22 protein-coding genes and 1 tRNA gene are annotated in these 20976 nt (G+C 58.6%); 14 read left to right on the top strand and 9 right to left on the bottom strand.

The features are described 5' to 3' along the window. Positions 1-170 precede the first annotated feature (170 nt). The 6 genes from M2103_RS07145 to M2103_RS07120 all read right to left on the bottom strand — a co-directional run bounded on the left by M2103_RS07145 (position 171) and on the right by M2103_RS07120 (position 3994). The gene (locus M2103_RS07145) at positions 171-1487 is read right to left on the bottom strand and encodes a mechanosensitive ion channel domain-containing protein (RefSeq protein ID WP_277509644.1); all 1317 of its coding nucleotides are present in this window, start codon (positions 1485-1487) and stop codon (positions 171-173) included. 175 nt (positions 1488-1662) lie between these two features. Then, complete coding sequence (gene rplS / locus M2103_RS07140) at positions 1663-2022, bottom strand: 50S ribosomal protein L19 (RefSeq protein ID WP_277509643.1); 360 nt, start codon at positions 2020-2022, stop codon at positions 1663-1665. Then, a complete protein-coding gene (gene trmD / locus M2103_RS07135; protein WP_277509642.1) occupies positions 2019-2705 on the bottom strand; it encodes a tRNA (guanosine(37)-N1)-methyltransferase TrmD in 687 nt (228 codons plus the stop codon). Before trmD ends, rplS begins: the two co-directional genes overlap by 4 nt. A 27-nt stretch (positions 2706-2732) precedes the next feature. Continuing rightward, complete coding sequence (locus M2103_RS07130) at positions 2733-3128, bottom strand: hypothetical protein (protein ID WP_277509641.1); 396 nt, start codon at positions 3126-3128, stop codon at positions 2733-2735. A gap of 136 nt (positions 3129-3264) precedes the next feature. Continuing rightward, entirely contained in the window at positions 3265-3549 is a 285-nt protein-coding gene (gene rpsP, locus M2103_RS07125; protein ID WP_277509640.1) for a 30S ribosomal protein S16, read from the bottom strand. Positions 3550-3919: 370 nt separating this feature from the next. Beyond that, a tRNA-Cys gene (locus tag M2103_RS07120) sits at positions 3920-3994 on the bottom strand. A gap of 701 nt (positions 3995-4695) precedes the next feature. Here M2103_RS07120 and M2103_RS07115 point away from each other — a divergent pair. The 7 genes from M2103_RS07115 (at position 4696) to trxA (ending at position 12715) form a co-directional block, all read left to right on the top strand. Next, entirely contained in the window at positions 4696-6870 is a 2175-nt protein-coding gene (locus M2103_RS07115) for a TonB-dependent receptor (protein ID WP_277509639.1), read from the top strand. 247 nt (positions 6871-7117) lie between these two features. Further along, positions 7118-8227, top strand: a complete 1110-nt coding sequence (locus M2103_RS07110) for a peptidyl-prolyl cis-trans isomerase (protein WP_277509638.1) — start codon at positions 7118-7120, stop codon at positions 8225-8227. 173 nt (positions 8228-8400) lie between these two features. Continuing rightward, the gene (locus tag M2103_RS07105) at positions 8401-8781 is read left to right on the top strand and encodes a VOC family protein (protein ID WP_277509637.1); all 381 of its coding nucleotides are present in this window, start codon (positions 8401-8403) and stop codon (positions 8779-8781) included. 116 nt (positions 8782-8897) lie between these two features. Continuing rightward, positions 8898-10784: an ABC-F family ATP-binding cassette domain-containing protein gene (locus M2103_RS07100; protein ID WP_277509636.1), complete on the top strand. Its 1887-nt coding sequence runs from the start codon at positions 8898-8900 to the stop codon at positions 10782-10784. A 92-nt stretch (positions 10785-10876) separates the two neighbouring features. After that, entirely contained in the window at positions 10877-11698 is an 822-nt protein-coding gene (locus tag M2103_RS07095; RefSeq protein WP_277509634.1) for a segregation/condensation protein A, read from the top strand. Between the two features lie 129 nt (positions 11699-11827). After that, complete coding sequence (locus M2103_RS07090) at positions 11828-12205, top strand: hypothetical protein (RefSeq protein WP_277509633.1); 378 nt, start codon at positions 11828-11830, stop codon at positions 12203-12205. A 189-nt stretch (positions 12206-12394) separates the two neighbouring features. Next, complete coding sequence (gene trxA, locus M2103_RS07085) at positions 12395-12715, top strand: thioredoxin (RefSeq protein WP_277509632.1); 321 nt, start codon at positions 12395-12397, stop codon at positions 12713-12715. 155 nt (positions 12716-12870) lie between these two features. On the opposite strand, the gene coaD is transcribed toward trxA, so the two are convergent. Beyond that, a complete protein-coding gene (gene coaD, locus M2103_RS07080) occupies positions 12871-13350 on the bottom strand; it encodes a pantetheine-phosphate adenylyltransferase (protein WP_277509631.1) in 480 nt (159 codons plus the stop codon). A gap of 186 nt (positions 13351-13536) precedes the next feature. Between coaD and pgsA the strand changes: the two genes are divergently transcribed. Continuing rightward, positions 13537-14172: a CDP-diacylglycerol--glycerol-3-phosphate 3-phosphatidyltransferase gene (gene pgsA / locus M2103_RS07075; protein WP_277509630.1), complete on the top strand. Its 636-nt coding sequence runs from the start codon at positions 13537-13539 to the stop codon at positions 14170-14172. Next, positions 14169-14702 (top strand): phosphatidylglycerophosphatase A, encoded by a 534-nt coding sequence (locus tag M2103_RS07070; protein WP_277509629.1) that lies wholly within the window; start codon positions 14169-14171, stop codon positions 14700-14702. The genes pgsA and M2103_RS07070 overlap by 4 nt, the downstream gene beginning before the upstream one ends. A gap of 3 nt (positions 14703-14705) precedes the next feature. On the opposite strand, the gene M2103_RS07065 is transcribed toward M2103_RS07070, so the two are convergent. Beyond that, positions 14706-15242 (bottom strand): nucleoside deaminase, encoded by a 537-nt coding sequence (locus tag M2103_RS07065; RefSeq protein ID WP_277509628.1) that lies wholly within the window; start codon positions 15240-15242, stop codon positions 14706-14708. A gap of 176 nt (positions 15243-15418) precedes the next feature. On the opposite strand from M2103_RS07065, the gene infA reads away from it, so the two are divergent. From infA to M2103_RS07045, 4 genes are all read left to right on the top strand, one after another. Continuing rightward, positions 15419-15685 carry a translation initiation factor IF-1 gene (gene infA, locus M2103_RS07060; RefSeq protein WP_277509627.1) on the top strand — a complete coding sequence of 89 codons (267 nt, stop codon included), beginning with the start codon at positions 15419-15421 and terminating at the stop codon, positions 15683-15685. Positions 15686-15743: 58 nt separating this feature from the next. Continuing rightward, complete coding sequence (locus tag M2103_RS07055) at positions 15744-15929, top strand: hypothetical protein (protein WP_277509626.1); 186 nt, start codon at positions 15744-15746, stop codon at positions 15927-15929. After that, positions 15930-16319 (top strand): GNAT family N-acetyltransferase, encoded by a 390-nt coding sequence (locus tag M2103_RS07050; protein ID WP_277509767.1) that lies wholly within the window; start codon positions 15930-15932, stop codon positions 16317-16319. 246 nt (positions 16320-16565) lie between these two features. Continuing rightward, positions 16566-18059 (top strand): succinate CoA transferase, encoded by a 1494-nt coding sequence (locus M2103_RS07045; protein WP_277509624.1) that lies wholly within the window; start codon positions 16566-16568, stop codon positions 18057-18059. A 158-nt stretch (positions 18060-18217) separates the two neighbouring features. Here M2103_RS07045 and M2103_RS07040 read toward each other — a convergent pair whose 3' ends face one another. Continuing rightward, positions 18218-18652, bottom strand: a complete 435-nt coding sequence (locus tag M2103_RS07040) for a hypothetical protein (RefSeq protein ID WP_277509623.1) — start codon at positions 18650-18652, stop codon at positions 18218-18220. Positions 18653-19141: 489 nt separating this feature from the next. Here M2103_RS07040 and leuA point away from each other — a divergent pair, with 489 nt between their 5' ends. Next, the gene (leuA, locus tag M2103_RS07035) at positions 19142-20830 is read left to right on the top strand and encodes a 2-isopropylmalate synthase (RefSeq protein WP_277509622.1); all 1689 of its coding nucleotides are present in this window, start codon (positions 19142-19144) and stop codon (positions 20828-20830) included. The last annotated feature ends 146 nt before the right edge of the window (positions 20831-20976 follow it).

Raw genomic sequence — 20976 nt, 5'->3', positions numbered from 1 at the left:
CCCCATCCACGAACACGGCCCCATGTTGCGGGTGCCGCCAAAGACAAGGCGGCAGGCGGACGTTTGAAACGCCGAAACCGCCGTGCTTAACGCCTCGAAAAAAAACGCGCCCGGCAAGCACGCCCCTCACAAGCGCGCCCCCGGGCATGGAACTTGTTTGGATCTCCGCCTTAACCTTTCATGACCACGGCGGATTTAAATTCGCGCACGTCCTCGCTGCTCGGGTTTTGATACACGGACAGGCCAAACTCGCCGATGATCGCCAGCAGATGGTCGAAAATATCCGCCTGAATACCCTCGTATTGAACCCAGCGAACATCGCTTGTGAAGGTATACAACTCCAACGGTATGCCTTTCTCCGTCGGGTCAAGCTGGCGCACCATGAGCGTCATTTTCTTGTGAATGTTCGCGTGGGCGCGCAGGTAGGCTTCGCAGTAGGCGCGGAATGTGCCGAGGTTCGTCAGGCAACGGCCATTGCCGAGCACCGAAAGATCGCAACCTTTCTTTTTATTCTCCTCGTCAATTTCTTTCTGCTTGGCGTCAAGGTATGGCTTCAGCAGCTCAATATGGCGCCAGTGCTCCAGTATTTTTTCGTCGGCAAAACGGATTGTTTTCATGTCAACCTTGATCGAGCGCTTGATGCGGCGTCCACCCGACTCCGACATGCCGCGCCAGTTCTTGAACGAACCCGACGCCAGCGAATAGGCGGGGATCGTGACGATCGTGTTGTCGAAATTGCGCACTTTCACGGTCGTGAGCGACACGTCGATCACATCGCCGTCCGCGCCCGCCGAGGGCATTTCGATCCAGTCGCCCACGCTGACCATTTTGTTTGCCGCAAGCATGATGCCACCCGTGAAACCAAGGATCGCGTCCTTGAAAATCATCATCAGCACGGCGGCCAGCGCGCCGATTCCGGAGAGGAAATAGACGGGCGATTTGCCGAGCAGAATCGAGAGCACGAGGATCGCCGCGATGAGCGCGATGACAAGCTTGCCGGCCTGGATCACACCCTTCAACGGCATCCCGCTAAGAAGGGTCGTGCGCTGTGAAATGAGATGCACCGTGTCGAAAGCCGAAAAGATGACCCCCACCGCAATCGCGATGATGTAGAGGTTGACAAAACTATCCGCAAACGATGCGACCGCGGGCGCGTCGGCAAACACGCGGGCGTTAAACGTGCTGATGATGATCGCCGGCACGAGGTGCATGAAGCGCTGGATCAGCTTTGACTCGATCAACGCGTCGTCCCACTTGGCCTCGGTCTTGGCGATGAGCCGGTGCACGGTTCGCACCACGATGAAATTGATAATCTTGTAGGCAAGCAACGCGACCAGCACGAGGCACACGCCGGCGATGATCGTGCCGGTGAGCACCGCGGTTTCATGCGAGACGCCGTGGTTGACCAGGGTTTCCTTGAACAAGGTGCTCAAGCCTTCGATGCTGTCGGTGGAAGCGGTAGCGGGGACGGTGTTGGTATCAGCCATAGTGCGTGCAACCTTGGGGAGCATCCGCGGCGTTGTCTATGCACGATTGAAAAAAAATCAGGGCGCACAATCCGCGAGGGCGGCGGGTGGCGACACGCCGCACGCCGCCTTTTGGGCGCAAAAAAAGCGAACCCGGTTCGGATTCGCCTTTCGTCTAAAATTAAGGATGCGCCGCTCAGGCTTTATCGTTGCGCCTTACGCGAACGGCCATGGCGGCCTTGCCCTCGCGACCGCGCAAATAATAGAGGCGCGCGCGCATCGGCACGGAATGCTTCTCAACCTCGATCTTCTCGATGTTGGGCGAGTTCACGGGGAAAACGCGCTCGACGCCCTCGCCGTAGCTGATGCGGCGGACGGCAAACGTCTCCTGGATGCCGCCACCCTTGCGGGCAATCACGACACCAGAGAAAATCTGGATGCGCTCTTTGTCGCCTTCGCGAACCTTGGTGTGCACGCGCACGCCATCGCCAACCCGGAATTGCGGGATGTTGGTCTTGAGCTGGTTTGCGGTGATTTCTTTGATGATCGGATTCATGTCTGGTTTTGTTTGAGTAAATCTGGTCTAACTTTGCGAGTTTTCTCAACACGTTGCGCGTGCCGCCAGTCTTCGATTTTGCGGTGGTCGCCCGAAAGGAGGACTTCCGGAACGGACATGCCGCGAAATTCGGCGGGACGCGTGTATTGAGGAAAGTCGAGCAACTTGCCTGTGAAGGATTCATGCGTCAATGACTTTTCTTCACCAAGCACGCCGGGGATGAAACGGCTCAGCGCGTCGATCACCACCGCCGCCGCCAGCGTGCCGTTGGTGAGCACGTAGTCGCCGATGCTGATTTCCCGGTCGATCACGCGATCGCGAATGCGCTGGTCGATGCCCTCATAGTGTCCGCTCAAAAAGATGACGTGCTCCTCGCGCGAAAGCTCCTCCGCGATCACCGGCGAAAGCGGCTCGCCGTCCGGCGTCAGGTAAACGCGCCTGCACCCCGGTGTTTGCAACTGCTCCATCGCCGCGAAAACCGGCTCCGGCTTGAGCACCATGCCCGCGCCGCCGCCAAAGGGCCGGTCGTCCGCCGTGCGGTGCTTGTCGGTTGTCCATTCGCGCAGGTCATGCACGCGCACATCGAGCCGCTTCGCGCCGATGCCCCTGCCGAGGATGCTCTCGGCAAGAAAGCCGTCGAGCATTCGGGGGAAAAGTGTGATGACGTCGATTGTGAGCGGCATGGATGAACGGCGCGGAATTTCAGGAACTCAAGCAACTGGAGGCGGTTGATTGACGACGGGCGGCTGGGGGCGGGAGACGGGCTGCGCCTTGTCGCTGCGACCGACAAACACGGCCGCAAACACCGCAACAAACCCGACAACGTATCCCAGTGCCCTTACAATCCCAAGCCCATTAAAAATAAGATTCATCTTTTCAGCGGGTATGTTTCCTCCGATTTGCATGTTGATGATATACGCCGTGGTCAAAGTGCCAAAAAACGATACCGCAAACAGGATGGCGATTCCAACCAAGGCGAGGATCGCCGCCTTCGGGGCGCGCGAACGCAAGGCAAGAGCGCAAAAGAAACAGATAGTATAAAGCAACAAGTAAGGCACTGCGATGGTCAGTTGCGAAAGAAGGATTCGGGGCAATTCAGAGCTCATGGGTCGATTTGGTTGAGGGTTGCGAAGGCCGGCGTGGCGGTTCGGGCTTGATTAACAAAACAAAAGCCCCGGCTTGTCAAAAGCCGAGGCGTGGTTGGAAAAAATTGGCGATGCGAAGCGAAGTGACGCGCGCTTATCAAGCAGCGGGCGCTTCCTCGACGACCGGAGCTTCGATCGTGGCCGACTTGCGAACCTTCTTGATGAGGCCCTTGGCGGTGTCGGTCGGGAGCGCGCCCTTGGACAGCCAGTATTCGGCGCGGGCAAGATCGAGTGTGAGAGCGTCCTTCTTGGAACGGGGCGAGTAGGTGCCGAGGATTTCGACCGCGGCGCCATCGCGACGGGAACGAGCCTCTGCCACGACCACGTGGTAGATGGGTTGGTGCGTCGCACCGATGCGGGAAAGACGGATTTTAAGAGCCATGTTGATTACTGATTTCTGAAAAGATTCTGATGAAAAGTCGGTGAATGCACCGTTCCAGCGGCAACTTGTCAAGCGCACTCCTCCATTTCCTGCAAATTCATCCGCGCTCACGGCACTTTTGGATTTCCCAAAACTTGACCGACTGGCGTCGCCCTTCGGAAATCCAAGCGCGATGCGCATCGGTTCGCACAACACAAAGAGAACCCGCCTTCAACGGGAGTCCGGCTTGACAAGGCTCCCGGCAAATCGCCCTGGATGAAATCCCTCTCGCGACAAACACGCCGCCGTTGGATGAGTTTTATCCCACGCTGCCTGCGATCCACGCAAATTGCCCAATTTCGTTTTCTATTTTTTCCAACGAGTCATAAATTGGAGGCGCGGGCCGGAATCGAACCGGCGCATAGAGATTTTGCAGACCTCGGCCTTACCACTTGGCTACCGCGCCCATCTCAGTCTTATTCAGTGCTTTCCAAACACGTTCGGCCTTCTCCCCCGCCCACGCCACACCGATAGTCCGCACTTTCGGCGCATGAGGGAGAAAAAAGTTAAACGCTGGAAAAGAACCAATGCGGCAATCTTGTGGCGGATTGCCTCGACCGGCGGGCGTTGCGCCCGCGTGAAAGGGAACGGAAAAGAAAAGTGGCGTTCCCTCAAGACTAAACTTTCGTTTGACGCGAAATTGCGCCTTGAGACCTCGAACGCTCCCCCAATGCGAGACCCGGTTCTAGCATCTGCGCAAATACTCGCCGACAGATTGTCGTGGCGCGTGGACAGAACACCCATCCACCTGCTGGAATATTCCCCGCGCACACGCAGGAAAAACAACTTGGGACCGTTGTCCAGTCCCAGCCCTCATCACAGAAATCGGCGGCTTATCGGAGTCTCAACGGCATAGGTCTATTTTTGACTTCAAAATCTCGCAAAACATTTTTCGCAGCCATAACCAATTAACATACAACATTTAATGAAACATAACGACAGTCGCAATCTCATTGATAAGATAAAACTGCGTTGACATATGAGAACGGGACTCATTCTACATGACAGAGTATGAGTCTCAATAGCTTAAAGCCTTGTTCATTAATTTTCCCGCTCGGTATCTCTGCAAGCGTTCGCGCTTTGGCGGCCTTGGCGGTGTTTTTCTGCGTGCATACGCAGGGACTTGCATCGGATGTCTCGACGGCATCCAGTGCGCACGGTTCCACAGGGAAGGCGTCCGGACAGGAATCGCCAAGTGAAGCGCAACTCTATGATTACAACAAAAACACAGTGGAGCTGGCGCGCATGACTGTTGTTGGCACGCGTTTTGGCATCAATATCGAGAAATACCCCGGCTCGGCCAGTGTGCTGACGCCGGACGATCTCGATTTCACGGCTGATATTATTCGCGCGCTCGCCAATGTGCCCGGCATTGACATGGGCAACGACATGGGGCGCGGAATGGGGCAGCAATACTCCATTCGCGGTTTCGGTTATGTTAACGAAAATCGCGTGATTATCATGCAGGACGGCGTGCGCCGCTCCACAAACCTTTATTCCAATCAAAGCTCCAGCTTTCGCGTTGATTCGGATTTGCTCAAGCAGGTCGATATCGTGCGGGGTTCGTCCGGCATTTCATACGGCGGGGGCGCGATTGGCGGCATTATCAACATGACCACAAAGGACGCGCGGGACTACATTTTGCCGGGGCGCGAAGTCGGGTTGTTTCTTTCCGCTCGCTACGATTCCAACAGCCTGGCGCAGGGATACTCCGCCGTGGCGGTGGCGCCCGCGAGTGTGCCGCTCGATTTGCTGGTGTTTGTAAAGCAGTCACATCGCGGCGACTTGAAACTCGCGGACAAGGTTCCGCTCAGCGCCACGGTCAGCTCTGACGAGATCAGCAATGACGAGGACACGACCACGGCCTTTGTCAAAGTGGGCTGGAACATCGCCCCCGGCCACCGTCTCGCGTTCAGCATTTTCAAATACGACGAAGAGGCCGAAACGACATGGCAGAGCTTGTATAACCAGCAATACTCGACCACCACGGGACCCGTTTTCGCCGACTTGGTGCAGACGGACTCGATCCTGCGCTACACGGCGAATCCGGCGGGCAGCCGCTGGCTCAACCTGAACGTCACCGCCTACCGCAGCAAGGGATACCTCGACCGCAGTTACTCCTATGTGCCCATAAGCGGCGCCAATGCCGGAATCGAACAATCGCTAAATTACAAAAACCAGGACAAACGCAAAGGCCTCGGCGCGCAAAACCTGATGCACTTTGAAACCGGCCCAGTTAAGCACCGGCTGCTTCTTGGCGCCGATTATGAAAACCGCAAGGAGGACGCGCTCTATGTGCTCAATGCCGCGCGCACGGATTTCGGCTCGATTCCCAATGAATACAACGACTACGGCCTTTTCCTGCAATACGAGCCCCGCTTCCTGAACGAGAGACTGGCGCTGCAAGCCGGCGGGCGATACGACTCGTTCAAGCGCGAGGTCAAGGGCGTGCCCGAGGATTACGACAGCTCGCGTTTCTCGCCCCGCATCGGCGTGAGCGCTGAAATTCTGACCGGCCTCGTTCTGCTTGCAAATTATTCGGAGGCGTTCCGCGCGCCCACGCCGCACGAAACCTCCTCGGACGGCCCGTTGAATATCGTTTACTGGTATCGCCCCAATCCCGATCTCGATCCAGAATTGTCCGCCGAGTATGAATTTGGTTTTTCGTGGGGCAAAAGCGCCCTCTTTTCCGCCAACGACCGCTTCAACGTCAAGGCCATGTATTTCACGGGCCGAATCAAGGACATGATCGCCCTTGAGGAAATCGAAGGCGCGGGCACATCGCCCGCGGGCACTCCCTACGCAACATATCAAAACATCGGCAGGGTCAAACGCGACGGCGTCGAGGTGGAAATGGCCTACCGCATGACGCAGTGGGGTGTGAACCTGTCCTATGAGCACCTCAACCAAAGGGACGCGGCGACCGGCAAAAAAACACCGCACGCCTTTGCCGACAAAATCCGGCTGGGCGGCTCCGTGCGCCCGTTTTCGGAGGACATTGAGTTCTCGGCCGATGTGTCGCACTGGTTCAAGCCCAGCCAAAACCCAAAACAATACTCCAACGGCACCTATTACGTGCGCGACGATTACACGCAATGCAATGTGTCCGCGCGCTGGCGCCTGACGCGCACGGGCATCAGCTTTTTGGACGGCACCACGCAATTGCACGCGGGCATAAACAATGTGTTCGACCAAAAACGCATGCATCCCTCGAACCTGGAAACAGGCACGCGCATCGGCCTTGGCCGCAACATTTACATCAGCGCGAGCAAGCAATTCTGACACCGGGGCAAACGCACACCAGCCTCCCGCACACTCCGGCACCCCGCGCCAATAAACGCGGGGTGTTTTTATTGCGAAGCGGACACCCACCGCCCCGACCGCATTGCCTTTTGCAGCGAGCGAACCGCGTTTTCCGCTGTTGACCGAGCCTCTCAAACACCTACTTTCCGCAGTTTCGCACATCAATAAAACTGAACCATTTGACACAAGCTGCAGTCTCACCCATCGGCAAACGATTCGTTCATCCATGATATTTACCCGTTCTCACGCAACCCGTCTCCCTGCTGCCGCGCTCGCGGCGATCCTTTGCACAACCGCAGCACCCCAAAACCTCGGCGCACAGTCGCCGTCGCTCCTTGATCCCGGCGCCGGCTCGATGTCGCTGGTTCCGGATATGCCCGCTCCCGCGCCCCAGCAGGCTGAACCCGCCGCGCCTCAGGAAATGGACCTGCGCCTTCAAAACGCCATCGTCGCCGTCGTCGAGGAAAAGGCGATCACGATGGACGACATCCGCCGCGAAATCACCCCCCTCCTACCCCAGATCATACGCGAATCGACGAGCGAGCAGGATTACCTCAACAAAATCCAGGCGCTTCAGGACGACATTGTGCAAAACCACATTGATCGCGCCCTCATCGTAAAGGAATTCTACAAGGAAAAAGACGGCGAGCCCGTGAAAAGCATTCCCGCCAGCTACATCGACAACCAACTCGAGGAAATCATCATCACGCAATACGACAACGACCGCTCAAAGTTCCTCGCCTACCTGCGCGCCAAGGGCCAGACCATCCGCGAATTTCGCAAGGAAATCGAGGAGGACATGATCAACGGCTACATGCGCCAGCAGCAACGCAAGAGCCAGAGCGTCGTCAGCCCCGTGAAAGTCGAAACCTTCTACCGCGAAAACAAGGACAGGTTTTACCAGGACGACCAAGTCCACCTCCGCCTCATCCAGTTCACACGCAACAACCAGACCGACGGCGAGCTCATCTCCAAGGCAAACGATGTGGTCAATCGCATGAAAAACGGCGAAAAATTCGAGGACATCGCCAAGGAGGTCAGCCAGGACACCCGCCGCAGCAAGGGCGGCGACTGGGGCTGGCAAAAACGCAGCGATCTCAAGGCCGAGCTCAGCGAGCCGCTCTTCAAGTTGCAAAAAGGCGAGGTCACCGAACCGATTCTCATGCCCGAGGGCGCGTTTCTCATGTATGTCGAGGATCGCAAATACGCCGGCATCCAGCCCATCGACGAGGTCCGCGACCAGATCGAGCGCATCGTCCTCCAGCAAATGGCCCGCGCCAGCCAGGAGCAATGGCTCGAACGCCTCCGCCGCAACGGCTACATAAAATATTTCTAACAGGCGCCCGCCACTTGAAACCCAGTCTGATCGTAAGGGCGGCATCACTGGCCGCCCTTGTTTTTTGGCCCGTGTTTTGCTTGTTGAAAAGTTTGCCCGGCGCCCCCGAAAAAGTCGCAATCGCGCCGCCTTTATTTGCCTTTTTTAAACGAATCCGCACTTTGCTCCCCACCATGATTAAAAAACTTCTCCACACGCGGATGCGCGTGAACGACATCGAAAAAACGATCCGCTTTTACGTCGACGTGCTTGGGCTCAAGGTCTCCGCCGACACCGTTTCGCCGCGCGGCGCGCGCCTTGTTTTTATCCAGACACCCAACAGCGACGAGGAGATTGAGCTCTGCCAGTTGCCGAACAGCGAACCCGTCAACGTGCAACCCGACCTCATGCACCTCGCGTTTCAAGTGGACGACCTCGCCGCCTTCGCATCCGCGCTTGAAAAGAAAGGCGTCAAGCTAAGCGACGGCCCGACCAAAACCGTCGATGGCGACCTGATCGCCTTCATCGACGCCCCCGAAGGCTACGAGGTGGAACTGATTCAAAAAGCCCGGTAAAACGCGGAACTGCGTTTTGCCCGGACCGCTTTAGCGAGGCCGCCCACCCGTCTTCGATCTTCGCGCATCACGCCATTGACCGCGCGGGCAACCTCCATTTTTCTTTCGGGTTTTTCATGCTCACTCTGGCCGACGTTTCCAAATCCTACGGCACGCGCGAACTCTTCAGCGACGTGTCGCTCTTCATTGCGCGCACCGACCGCCTCGGCCTCGTCGGCGCCAATGGCGCCGGCAAAACCACGCTCTTCAACCTCATCCTCGGCGAGGAGCGCGCCGACACCGGCACCATCGAATGGGAGCGCGGCGCCGACTTCGGTTTTCTCCCCCAGGAAAGCGCGCCCGTCGGCGACGAGACCATCCTCGAAATCGCCACCAGCGGCAAGCAGCTCGAACCGACCGAGGACAACTGGGACATCGACTACACGCTCGAACCTCGCGCCAAGCGCATCCTCGCCGGCCTCGGCTTCCGCGAGGGCGACCACCACAAGCAGGCGAAAACATTTTCCGGCGGCTGGGTCATGCGCGCCCACCTCGCGCGCCTCCTCGTCTCCGAACCCTCGCTCCTCCTCCTCGACGAACCCACCAACCACCTCGACCTCGAGGCGCTGCTCTGGTTTCAGGACTACCTCACGCGCTACCCCGGCGGCCTCGTCGTCATCTCGCACGACCGCGCGTTCCTCAACGCCCTCTGCACCGGCATCCTCGAACTGCGCGCCGGCACGCTCCACTACTACCACGGCAACTACGACAACTACGTCACCGAAAAGGAGGCGCGCAAAGCCCAGCAGTCCGCCCTCTACAAAAACCAGCAGCGCGAAATCGCCCACTTGCAGGAATTCGTGGACCGCTTCGGCGCCAAGGCCACCCTCGCCTCGCGCGCCAAGTCCAAGGAAAAACAAATCGCCCGCCTCAAGGAGGAGGCCATCGAGGAGCCGCTCGACGAACTCAAGCGCATCAACTTCCGCTTTCCCCAGCCCGCGCGCTCCGGCTTGAAAGTCGTCGAGCTGAAGGACGTTTACCAAGCCTACGGCGACCATGTCGTGTATCGCGGCGACCTCGAATTCATGGCCGAGCGCGGCCAGCGCATCGTGCTTGTCGGCCCCAACGGCGCGGGCAAATCCACGCTTCTCAAAATCCTCGCCGACGTCATCCCGATCCAGGGCGGCACGCGCGAACTCGGCGCAAACGTCACCGCCGGTTACTTCGCGCAAAACCGCCTCGACACCCTGCGCGCCGACGCGACCGTTTTCGAAAACGTCATGGAGCTGCGCACCGCCGAGAACCAGCTCACCGAGCAGCAGGTGCGCGCCATCCTCGGCGCGTTCCTCTTCCGCAAGGACGACGTTTTCAAAAAAGTCTCCGTGCTCTCCGGCGGCGAAAAATCGCGCCTCGCCCTCGCGCGCCTGCTCGTCAACCCGCCCAACCTCCTCCTCATGGACGAGCCGACGACGCACCTTGACATCCCCTCGATCGACGCGCTCATCGGCGCGCTGAAAAACTACGCGGGCACGCTCATCTTCATCAGCCACGACGTATATTTCATCAAGCAAATCGCTCAGCACGTCCTCCACATCAACGCCGGCCGCCTCACGCCCTACGCGGGCGACTACGATTATTATTTGGAAAAGTCGAAGGCCACCGACGCCCGCGCCGCGCTCACCACGGCCGGCTTCACCAACGCCCGCCCGCCGCAGGAAAAACAATCCGCCGCCGCCACGGGAGCGTCGCAAACGGCTCCCGCCGCCACGCCCGCCAAACCCAGGCTCACCGCCAACCAGCTCCGCAAACTGCGCGAGGAAGTTGGCCAGTTGGAGAAATATGTCTCCGAACTTGAGTCGCAGCAAAACCAGCTCACCGCCGAGCTCGAGGCGCCCGAAACCTACAACACTCCCGGCAAGGCGCAGCAGTTGAACCGCGACCTGTCGAGTGTCGTTGACCGCCTCCAAGCCGCCACCGCCGACTGGGAGGCCGCCGCCACCCGCCTGCTCGAAGCCGAGGGCTGATGAATCAACGATAACCGAGGGAACAGGCGGAAAACTCTTTTCGTCATTTTTCCACTTGCCCGTCCCGCCGCGTTGCCAAGCATTTCCGCCCCGTGCTGCCAGAAACCAACTATCGCATAAAACTTCCCGCCTTCGAAGGCCCGCTCGATCTCCTCCTTTTCCTGATCAAGAAAAACGAAATCGACATCTACGACATACCCATCGAGTCGGTCACGCGCCAGTATATCGACGTCATTCACTCGCTCAAGGAGCTCGACCTCGAAATCGCCGGCGACTTTTTCGTGATGGCCGCCACGCTCATGGAAATCAAAAGCCGCATGCTCCTGCCCAAGGGCGAGCATGCCGTCGATCCCAACGCCTCCGACGACGACGCCATCGACCCGCGCTACGAACTCGTCCACCAGCTCCTCCAATACAAAAAGTTCAAGGAGGCCGCGCAGGAATTGCAAGGGCTCGCCACCTTCAACCACGACAAGCTCCCGCGCATCGTCAAATCCGACGCGCCCGACGAAAGCGACCGCCCCCTCAAAAACGTCGACCGCATCGAACTCTGGAACGCGTTCAACATCATCCTGCGCCGCCTCGCCGAAAAACTCGTTGTCGGCGAAATCAAGGACGAGCAAATCACCGTGGCCGACCAGATGGAACACATCCTCGAGCGAATCCGCACCGAAAAGTCCTTCATATTTTCGAATCTTTTCCCCGGCAAAACCACACTTCGCACGCTCGTCGCCACCTTCATCGCCGTCCTCGAGCTCACGCGCCTGCACAAGCTGCGCATCAGCCAAAACGAAGCCTACTCCGACATCCTCTGCACGGCGGTCGAGGACGAGCCGGACGCCACATCCACCGGGCAGTCCGCGGAAAATTTCACCTCGGAGTTCGACGCGCCGCCCGAAGATGAGACCGCCTGAGGAATAACCGCAAAGCGGCGCAAAAAAAGTCATCGGCCGCCTTTATCTTTGCGCCTTTTGTGCTTTTTTGTGGATATCGCCTTATTCAATCCTTGCGCCTTTCAACACCGCGCCCACCTTCTTTTTTCCGTGAGCAAATCGCCATCCAACGACGACAAATCCCCGAAGCGCCGCGGCCGCCCCGCCAAGCGCAAACCCGCCGCGTCCAAAGCCGAAAAACCCACCGCAAAAAAAGCCAAGATCACAGCGCCCGCGATCAAGAAATCCCCAAGGAAACCCGCCGGCGCGTCCGCCCTTCTCGGCGTCGGCCTCGACAATGCGGACGGGCACAAACGAGTCACCACCGGCGAGCAATTCGCCATCGTCGGCGGCTCCGAGCAAACGCACGAGCACATGACTGAAACCGTCATCAAAACTTTCGAGGAGCTCAAACACCGCGGCAAACACCTCTCCCAAGTCGAGCGCGCCGAACTCGCCGAAATCATCCACAAGGCAACGCCGAGATAAAAATTAAGGGCTGAGATTTAAGATTTAAGAAGCGCGGCCTCCCGCAAACGAGAATCTCCCGACAGCCGCTTGACGACTCCGTTATCCTTAACACCAGAAACACATATTGATTTTAAAACTTCACTCTTCGCATCCACCGTCGCAGTCTTCACTCCTCAATCCATAAACCTTAATTCTTAATTTCACATCATGTCCGCCAACATTGCCGATCTCACCGCCGACACTTTCAAAACCGCCATCGCCAGCGGCCTCGTTCTCATTGATCTCTGGGCTCCTTGGTGCGGCCCCTGCAAGGCCATGGCGCCCATCCTTGACGAACTCGCCACCGACCTTGAGGGCAAGGTGACAATCGCCAAGCTCAACATCGACGACCACGGCGCCGTCGCCGCCGAATACAACGTCCGCGCGATTCCCACTTTCCTGCTCTTCAAGGACGGCAAACTCATCGACACCGTCGTCGGCATGCAATCCAAGGGCAGCTTCATCGCAAAGCTGCAACCGCACTTCTGAGAAACGCCTTTTTGGTAGGGCGAACCGTCACGGTGAGCCGAGTGTGTTGCGGCTCACCGTGACGGTTCGCCCTACCTCAATGCGATAGAATAAACCAAAAAAGCTTTGGCACCCCCGCCCGCGACGATCCCTCGGTCGCCGGTGTTTTGGCGGGATTAACCTTGGTAGGCTTTTTTCAACGCCGCGCCGACATTGTCGGGCACGAAATGGCTCACGTCGCCGTTGTAGCGCGCCACTTGCTTGATCAGGTTTGAACTCGTGAAACTGTAGGCGCCGCGGGGCATCACGAACAGCGTCTCAATGGCCGGCTGCAGATGCCGGTTCATGAGCGCCATGTTAAACTCGAACTCGAAATCCGAAAGCGCGCGCAACCCGCGGATGATCGCCGTCGCCTTTTGAGACAATGCAAAATCGACCAGCAAGCCGTCGAAGACTTGCACGTCCACATTTTTCAAGTTGGCGATGTTGGGGCGGATCATCTCGACACGCTCCTCGACCGTGAAGAGCGGCCCCTTGCCCTCGTTGCTTGCCACCGCCATCGTCACGCGGTCAAAAAGCCGCGACGCGCGCGCGAGCACGTCGAGGTGCCCGTAGGTGACTGGATCAAAAGTGCCCGGATAGATGCAGTGTTGCATGAATGAAAGGATGAAGTGTGGAGGCTTTTCTGAAAAAGGTTTCTTGCTCGCCGCGTCAATCTTGGCCGTTATCGGAAGTCGCGAAACTCGCAACTTGTGGGTTGTTTCCAATACGAATTAGCCCAACATGACGAGGCTCTTTTATCGAGAAACGCTGTCAGTGTGTCGCGCCACTGTTGATCCCGAATGAAATTAAATCTCCCAAATATCATCACACTTTCCCGGATTCCTCTGATGTTCGTCATCATTTGGTTGATGTTCTGCTCGTGGCGCGGCTCGGCGACGATTGCCTTCGTGCTTTTCATCATTTCCGCGATCAGCGACTGGCTCGACGGCTACCTGGCCCGCAAGCAAAACATCGTCACCAATTTCGGCAAATTCATGGATGCCCTCACGGACAAAATCCTGGTCATCGGCATCATGGTGGCGCTCGTCGCCTATTACGGAATCAAGCAGGGCAGCGACCAGAGCCATCTCGTCATCTTTTTTCTGGTGCTGGTGATGCTCACGCTTTGCAGGGAATTTTTGGTGAGCGGCATGCGCATGGCCGCCGCCAGCAAGGGCGTGGTCGTGGCCGCCGAGCGCACCGGAAAAATCAAGACCATCGTCCAGCTCATCGCGGTCGCGTTCATGCTTCTCGAACCCGCGATTGTGATCGACTGGGCGCACAAGCTGCCGGTGGATATTTCGACCTACGCGGACATTATAAACTACACCGGCCTCGGGCTCTTTGTCCTGGCAACATTGCTCACCGTCAGTTCCGGCGTGAGCTACATCCTCAAATACCGGAAAGTTTTTGAGGAAGGCGCGCTCAAGGGATGAATTTTCGCCAACCCACCTGGCCCCGCTTTGTGCCCTCGGGCATCGTGCTCGCCATCGCGCGCGTGGGCCCGTTCGGGCGCATGCGCCGCGCGCCCGGCACATGGGGTTCGCTCGCCGGGCTCCTGTTTCAACTGCTGGTGTTTCATTATCTCGCGCTGCCGGTCGTGATTTTGATCTGCCTGCTCCTGGTCTGGCTCTCGGTCGCGTTTTGCGGCGAGGCCGAATTCCGACTCGGCGAACGCGACCCCGGCCAGATCGTGCTCGATGAGTTTGTCGCGATTCCGCTCTGCTTTCTCGGCTGGCCGCATGTCGCCGGGTCGCTGCCAAACTGGGCCGCGCCCTGGGGCGTGTATCTGGCGGCGTTCGCGATTTTCCGGCTCTACGACATCACAAAACCCCTCGGCATCTCGCGCCTGCAAAACCTGCCCGGCGGCTGGGGAGTCACGCTCGACGACACCGCCGCCGCCCTCGCCACCTGCGCCACCCTGCACCTCGCGGCCTGGGCGCTGCGCACCTGGGTTGTTTTCTAAAAATCAGGCGGACCGGTCCGAGTCGCCGCCTTTTCTTTTTTCCTGAAAAAACCGCTGCAACAACTCGCGGCACTCATCCTCGAGCACGCCGCCCGCGGTGATTTCGAGATGGTGGTTCACTCGTTGCAAATCGTTCAGGTTCGTGGCGCCGCCCAGGCATCCCATCTTCGGGTCGGGCACCGCGTAGCAAACCCGTTTCACACGCGACATCAATGTCGCCCCCGAGCACATCGGGCACGGCTCCTTCGTCACATAAAGCGTCGCGTTTTCCAGGCGCCAGTCGCCCGCGTGCGACGCGGCTTGCGTGATCGCAAGCATCTCCGCGTGCGCAGTCGGATCGTTCGTGCACTCCACGCGATTGTGCGCGCCCGCGATCACCTCGCCGCCCAGCTCGATCACGCACCCTATCGGCACCTCGTCCTCGCGCCACGCATCAATGGCCTGGTTGAACGCCAGGCTCATGTAAAACGTGTCATCACGGACCAGTTGCGAGGGAAACCGTTTGTCGAACGGACAGGGGGGCGCGGCATTTTTTTGCATGTTGTGCGATGAAACGGAATCCATTGATAAAGCGGAAAACCTTGACTTACGCGGAGCGCGCCCCTCTTTCAAGAGGCTTTTCGTTCAGCAGCGCGCGCGCTGTTTTTTCGCAAACACCAACCACCAACACAAACCGCAACCACACACCTGAAAAGGGGCGTCGCGCCCCGCAACCTATGGCTGACAGCAACGTAATCGAAGTAGAGGGCAAAATCGTCGCCGTGCTCCCCGGCACCATGTTCAAAGTGCAACTGGCAAACGGGCACGTCGTGCTCGCGCACATCTCCGGCAAGCTCCGCAAAAACTTCATCAAGATCGCGGCAGGCGACTCGGTGAAAATGGAAATGAGCCCCTACGATCTCGAAAAAGCGCGCATCACCTACCGCATGAAGGACGAGTCGGCCGCCGGTTGGCGCCGGCCCCCTCCGCGCCGCCGCTACTAACAGAACGGCGCGAGCCTCCATCCAGGAGGCCGGATCGCGTCATCAGTTCTTTCCCGCGATGGACATTAATATCCGCCGCGCCACCGAAACGGACGCGTCGCTCATCGCAGCGACGGGATTAACCGTGTGGATCGACACCTACGCCCGCGACGCCCTCACCCGCGACATGGCCGGACACGTGCTGGCCGAGTTCACCGAACCGCGAATCCGCCGGCATATCGCCGCCCCGTCCACCACAATTTGAATCGCCGAAACCTCCGACGGCATCATCGGCTTTGCGGACGTTACCCTCCCCGCCGCCACGCCCTCGCTACCCGACGCCGCGCAAGCCGAAATCACGCGCCTCTACGTGCTCGAACGCTTCACGCGCCAGGGCGTCGGCTCCAGGCTCCTCCGGCACGCCACCGGGCACGCCTTCGCCGCCGGGGCAACCGCCGTCTGGCTTTCCGCCTGGGCGGGCAACCAGCGCGCAATCGACTTCTACAAAAAACACAACTGGCTCCATGTCGGCGAAACCAGTTTCATGCTCGGCGCCGTCGCCCACCCCAACCACATTTTTGCGATTCGCAAATCGCAACAGCGCCGCGGATGCGCACCCCGGGCCGGTTTGCCGGATTCGCCCCACCCCGGCTAATACACCGCATAACTTCAGTTATTATTTGCGGGAAAACTTGAACTGCGGGCAAACAACCCTTCATTTTTGCGCACTCACGAGTTTATCGTGAAAACGGTCACGCAACCGTGAAAAACTGGCTAACTTGCCGCGCAGCCCGTCGTTTTTCACCGTCTCCTGACTGTCACTTGAATCGATCCATTACAATTTTCACAATCACCCGCAGCATCGCACGCACGCACACGCCAAACGCTTTTTTATCACATCATGTCATCAAAAATCCCAACACTCACCGCCGCTGAAGCGGCGGCCCTGATCAATCACGGCAGCACCATCGGTGTTAGCGGTTTCACTCCCGCGGGCGCGGCCAAAGTCGTGCCCACGGCCCTCGCGGCGCGCGCGCGCGCCGAGCACGAAGCCGGACGCCCCTTCAAAGTCGCCGTCGTTTCCGGCGCCTCCACCGGCGACTCGCTCGACGGCGAACTCGCCCGCGCCGACGCCCTCTCCTGGCGCACGCCCTACCAGACCAACAAATCGCTCCGCGCGTCCATCAACGCCGGCGGCGTCCAGTTCTTCGACATGCACCTCTCGCACGTCGCCCAGCAAATCCGCCGCGGCTTTCTCGGCAAAATCCACTGGGCCATCGTCGAGGCCTGCGACATCACCGACGACGGCGAAATCACACTGACCACCTCCGTCGGAAACTCCCCCACCCTCCTTAACCAGGCCGACCGCGTCATCATCGAGCTCAACCGTTACCACTCGCCCAAGCTCCGCGGCTTCCACGACATCTACGAACCGCTCGACCCGCCCTTCCGCAAAGTCATCCCCATCGAAAAACCCACCGACCGCATCGGCACAGAAACCGTCAAAATCGACCCGAAAAAAATCGCCGGCATTGTCGAAAGCAACGCGCCCGACGAAGTCGGCGGCTTCGACCCCGCGGACGAACTCACCACCAAAATCGGCGCCAACGTCGCCAACTTTATCGCCAACGAAATCGCCGTTGGCCGCATCCCGCGCGAGTTTCTCCCCCTCCAGTCCGGCGTGGGCAACATCGCCAACGCCGTCCTCGGCGCGCTCGGCGCGAATCCCGACATCCCGAACTTCCAGATGTATTCGGAAGTCATCCAGGATTCCGTCATCGGCCTCATTCGCTCCGGCAAGTGCACCTTCGCCACAGGCACCTCGCTCACCATCGCGCCCGACCTCCTCAAGGACACCATCTACGCCGACATGGAGTTCTTCCGTCCGCGCCTCCTCCTCCGTCCGCAGGAAATCACCAACAACCCCGAGATGGTTCGCCGCCTCGGCATCATCACGATCAACACCGCCATCGAAGCCGACATCTTCGGCAACATCAACTCGACGCACATCATGGGCAACAACCTCATGAACGGCATCGGCGGCTCGGGCGACTTCACACGCAACGCCTACATCTCTATCTTCACCTGCCCGTCCGCCGCCAAGGGCGGCAAGATCAGTGCGATCGTGCCCTTCGCCAGCCACCTCGACCACACCGAGCACGACGTGCAAGTCATCATCACCGAGCAAGGCATCGCCGACCTGCGCGGCAAATCGCCCGCCGAGCGTTCGCTCGAAATCATCAACAAGTGCGCGCACCCCGACTACCGCGACGCGCTCATGCGCTACCGCGAAATGACGAAGAGCGGCCACACGAAGACCTCGCTCGCGAACGCCTTCGCGTTCCACCAGCAGTTCCTCGCCACCGGCGACATGCACGGCGTGCAAATGCACTGATAACATCGCGCAACAACATCAACCAAAAGCCAGCCTGCTGAAGGCTGGCTTTTTTATTCTAATAAAACGCCTGAAAGTATGGCGAAACTCTACCAACGGTGACGTCAGTTTTTACGCAACAGCAGTTGTCAATGTTAACGATAGCGCAATTCGCTTCATCATTCAGGACTTCGTGAATAAAATCCACCCTCAAGCCGCTTCCAGTCAAAAAATCTCACCTTCTTTGGAGTGAATAATGCCAACACCACATCGCCCTCGTCCCCCGATGGAATACTGAGACGCCCAGCCAGCTTCTTTCCTGCGAATACAAATAGCTCAGGCTTCTTCCAATCGGCACCGTAAATGGTCTCATCACCTACAATCACACCATTTTTCGAGCGCGCGAGAACATATATCTCATCGCGAATAACCGCAACCCCACCCTTTACAGGCCAACACTGCCCATCATTAAAAAGGCTGCGCGCTTTTTCCATGACCACTTCTTTTTGAATACCTCGTTCGATTGCCACTCGATCAATGGCGGCAAGAATATCGTCTTCCAGGGATTTCTTTTCTTTGGCAACAACGCTGCAACTCAGAAGGAGTGCCACCATAATAATTGATGTTCGCATAAGGTCATTCATCCAATAGGTTATTGTGTCGAAAAATGTGCAATATTCTTGGTGAACAGAGTTGAAATAATTGCGGATGCATGGAAAACAGACGCCACCCTATAAGCAAACAATTACGCTTTGCAATTCGGACAGCACATTTATCTCTCATATCGTGATTCCTGCCACAAAGGGAGAGGTTCCCCGTTTGCTCTGAAAGTGAAATCTGCGGACTGGAAAATCCCCGCTTGACTAAAACACCGCCCGCGTTTTCCGTGCGCCCCATCACATGCGAAACAACGCACAGGCTCTTCGACTTATTTAGGCGCACGATCCGAGAGGGTCGCGTTCGCGGCTGATCGTGCGTCATCAACCAAGCCTGTTTCCACCGCCCGCAAAATGTGCGCGCAGCGGTTTGCGACATTTACACGCGTCGCCTCCTCGCAATAGCCTTCGCCTTTTATTTTTAAATTTTCGCCAGTTCGCATTCACATGCAAAAAGCATCCATCACAAAATACGTTCCCTTCCCTCCCGTCAGCCTGCCCGACCGGCAGTGGCCCAACCGCACCATCACCCGCGCGCCCGTCTGGTGCAGCGTCGATCTGCGCGACGGAAACCAGGCGCTCGCCCAGCCCATGAGCGTCGCCGAAAAACTCGAGTTCTTCGAGATGCTCGCCCACACAATCGGCTTCAAGGAAATCGAGGTCGGCTTCCCCTCCGCCTCGCAAATCGAGTTTGATTTCTGCCGCCGCCTCATCGACGAAAACCGCATCCCCGACGATGTCGCCATCCAGGTGCTCTGCCAGTGCCGCGAGGAGCTGATCACACGCTCGCTCGAGGCCGTCCGCGGCGCGAAAAACGTCATTTTCCACCTCTACAACTCCACCTCTCCCAAGCAGCGCGAATACGTTTTCAACAACGCCTCGCGCGACCAGGTCAAGTCCATCGCCATCAACGCCACGCGCTTCCTCAAGCAGCACGCGCAACCGTTCGTTGCCGGGGGCATGAACCTGAGCCTCGAGTATTCGCCCGAGAGCTTCACCAGCACCGAGCTCGATTTTGCGCTCGAAGTCTGCGAGGCAGTCACCGATGTCTGGCAGCCGACGCCCGAAAACAAAATCATCCTCAACCTCCCCGCGACCGTCGAATACGCCACGCCCAACGTCCACGCCGACCAGATCGAGTGGATGTGCCGGCACCTCACGCGCCGCGACCTCAGCATCGTCTCGCTGCACACGCACAACGACCGCGGCACCGGCGTCGCCGCCACCGAGCTCGCGCTCCTCGCCGGGGCCGACCGAGTCGAGGGCACGCTCTTCGGCAACGGTGAGCGCACCGGCAACCTCGACATCATGAACGTCGCGCTCAACATGTATTCGCACGGCATCGACCCGCGGCTCGATTTCAGCCGCATCAATTCAATCCGCGAAACCTACGAGCGTTGCACGCGCATGGAAGTGCCCCCGCGCCATCCCTACGCCGGCGAACTCGTCTTCACCGCGTTCAGCGGCTCGCACCAGGATGCCATCAAAAAATCCATGCCGCACCAGCACCCCGGCAAACCTTGGGACGTTCTCTACTTGCCCATCGATCCCGCCGACCTCGGCCGCAACTACAAGGCCATCATCCGTATCAACTCGCAATCGGGCAAGGGAGGCGTCGCCTACGTGCTCGAAACGGATTACGGCTATCAGCTGCCCAAGCTCATGCACAAGGAAATCGGCAAGCTCATCAACGACATCGCCGACGCCAAGGGCACCGAGCTCTCCCCCGAGGAAATCCTCGCCGCCTTCGAGGACGAATATCTTAAGCGCGACACACCGCTTTCGGTCGACCAATGCAAGACCGCCGAAAAGCGCGACAAAACCGTGCGTTGCGAGGCGACTGTGCGCATCGACGGCGGCAAACCGCAAAAAATCACCGGTCAGGGCAACGGCCCGATCGACGCCTTTGTGCGCGCGCTCGCCGCAAGCACCGGGCTGCCAAAATTCGAACTCATCAGTTACAGCGAACATTCGCTCGGCAAGGGCGCCGAGGCGCGCGCCGCCGCCTACATCCAAATCAAGTCGGAACGCGGCCGCACCTATTACGGCGTGGGCGAGGACACCAGCATTGAGTTCGCCTCGATCAAAGCCGTCGCCAGCGCCCTAAACCGCGCCGCCGCGCACGACGTGAGGTAATCAAAAACGTGACGCGGGCGGGAATCCACACCCGCCGGCCTCTCGCGATGCCGGGAGGTCCAGACAGAAGTTGACCCATCGGGGCATCGAGAAGGAGTGGGGATAAAAGCAGGACGCGAGGGTCGATTTGAGGGGACTTTTCGCGG

The organism is Ereboglobus sp. PH5-5, from assembly GCF_029504805.1.
Lineage (GTDB): Bacteria > Verrucomicrobiota > Verrucomicrobiia > Opitutales > Opitutaceae > Ereboglobus.
This window is presented reverse-complemented; position numbering and strand designations above follow the sequence as displayed.

Bases quoted from the DNA above. Each gene is read 5' to 3' on its own strand.
- M2103_RS07145 (WP_277509644.1), bottom strand. From the start codon at position 1,487: ATGGCTGATACCAACACCGTCCCCGCTACCGCTTCCACCGACAGCATC.
- rplS (WP_277509643.1), bottom strand. From the start codon at position 2,022: ATGAATCCGATCATCAAAGAAATCACCGCAAACCAGCTCAAGACCAAC.
- trmD (WP_277509642.1), bottom strand. From the start codon at position 2,705: ATGCCGCTCACAATCGACGTCATCACACTTTTCCCCCGAATGCTCGAC.
- M2103_RS07130 (WP_277509641.1), bottom strand. From the start codon at position 3,128: ATGAGCTCTGAATTGCCCCGAATCCTTCTTTCGCAACTGACCATCGCA.
- rpsP (WP_277509640.1), bottom strand. From the start codon at position 3,549: ATGGCTCTTAAAATCCGTCTTTCCCGCATCGGTGCGACGCACCAACCC.
- M2103_RS07110 (WP_277509638.1), top strand. From the start codon at position 7,118: ATGATATTTACCCGTTCTCACGCAACCCGTCTCCCTGCTGCCGCGCTC.
- M2103_RS07105 (WP_277509637.1), top strand. From the start codon at position 8,401: ATGATTAAAAAACTTCTCCACACGCGGATGCGCGTGAACGACATCGAA.
- M2103_RS07100 (WP_277509636.1), top strand. From the start codon at position 8,898: ATGCTCACTCTGGCCGACGTTTCCAAATCCTACGGCACGCGCGAACTC.
- trxA (WP_277509632.1), top strand. From the start codon at position 12,395: ATGTCCGCCAACATTGCCGATCTCACCGCCGACACTTTCAAAACCGCC.
- coaD (WP_277509631.1), bottom strand. From the start codon at position 13,350: ATGCAACACTGCATCTATCCGGGCACTTTTGATCCAGTCACCTACGGG.
- pgsA (WP_277509630.1), top strand. From the start codon at position 13,537: ATGAAATTAAATCTCCCAAATATCATCACACTTTCCCGGATTCCTCTG.
- M2103_RS07070 (WP_277509629.1), top strand. From the start codon at position 14,169: ATGAATTTTCGCCAACCCACCTGGCCCCGCTTTGTGCCCTCGGGCATC.
- M2103_RS07065 (WP_277509628.1), bottom strand. From the start codon at position 15,242: ATGCAAAAAAATGCCGCGCCCCCCTGTCCGTTCGACAAACGGTTTCCC.
- infA (WP_277509627.1), top strand. From the start codon at position 15,419: ATGGCTGACAGCAACGTAATCGAAGTAGAGGGCAAAATCGTCGCCGTG.
- M2103_RS07055 (WP_277509626.1), top strand. From the start codon at position 15,744: ATGGACATTAATATCCGCCGCGCCACCGAAACGGACGCGTCGCTCATC.
- M2103_RS07045 (WP_277509624.1), top strand. From the start codon at position 16,566: ATGTCATCAAAAATCCCAACACTCACCGCCGCTGAAGCGGCGGCCCTG.
- M2103_RS07040 (WP_277509623.1), bottom strand. From the start codon at position 18,652: ATGGTGGCACTCCTTCTGAGTTGCAGCGTTGTTGCCAAAGAAAAGAAA.
- leuA (WP_277509622.1), top strand. From the start codon at position 19,142: ATGCAAAAAGCATCCATCACAAAATACGTTCCCTTCCCTCCCGTCAGC.